1 protein-coding gene is annotated in these 977 nt (G+C 46.5%); it reads left to right on the plus strand.

All coding sequences use genetic code 11. From position 1 onward, the window contains the following. The coding region (locus O3Q51_18375) for a hypothetical protein (protein ID MCZ4410789.1) at positions 1-977 on the plus strand (977 nt) is incomplete at both ends.

Below are 977 nucleotides of genomic sequence, written 5' to 3' on the forward strand. Positions count from 1 at the left end.
TCAGCTGCATCAGGTGCAGATCTATACCCACATTGGAACGTAAACGATTCTTGCGAGCAAGCTGCAACTTGTGTTGAAACGCAGGTTCAATGCACCACTTGTCCAACAGAATGTCCTGATGGAAACATCGGTGACGCTTGTGACGATGGTGATGCAAATACCGTTGGAGATGTGATTGGTGAAGACTGCGTTTGTGCAGGCCAACCACTTACGGGTGATTGTTTGAATGGGGCATCTTTTGGTTCTGCAGATTTGAGTGGAGCTGCTGACGCTTTATTAACAATCAGCACTTGCTCATACCAAGAAGAGTACTCTACTATCACAGGAGTTTCTGCTGGTTCGGACGTTGAATTTGCTATTGTTGAAGGCGGTTACATTACCGTACGAACTGATTCTGTAGACGGACCCGTTGTCGCTCAAGGAACATCTCCCGTTACCGTTTCAGGTGCGAGTGGTGCAGACCTTTATCCGCACTGGAATACAGACGGAGCTTGTGGTCAAGATGCCAGCTGTGTTGAAACGACCGTTCAATGTCTCACTTGTGGTACTGACTGTCCTGATGGAAATATAGGTGACCCTTGTGATGATGGTGACGAGAATACTGAAAATGACGTATTGGGAGAAGACTGTGTTTGTGCAGGTACTCCGATTCCAGTTTGTTTAAACGAAGCTGCCTTTGGAAGTGCGGATATTACTGCTGAAGGACCAAACGGTCAATTGATCACTATCTCTACTTGTTCTTACCAAGAGGAATACTCGACAATAACAGGTGTTCCTGCAGGAGAAGACATCGAGTTTTCGATTGTTGAAGGTGGTTACATCACGGTAAGATCAGACTCTTCTGACGGACCTGTAGTTGCTGCCGGTTTTAGTCCTCTTACCGTATCAGCTGCATCAGGTGCAGATCTATACCCACATTGGAACGTAAACGATTCTTGCGAGCAAGCTGCAACTTGTGTTGAAACGCAGGTTCAATG

The organism is Cryomorphaceae bacterium 1068 (genome assembly GCA_027214385.1).
Taxonomy (GTDB): Bacteria; Bacteroidota; Bacteroidia; order Flavobacteriales_D; family Cryomorphaceae; genus JAKVAV01.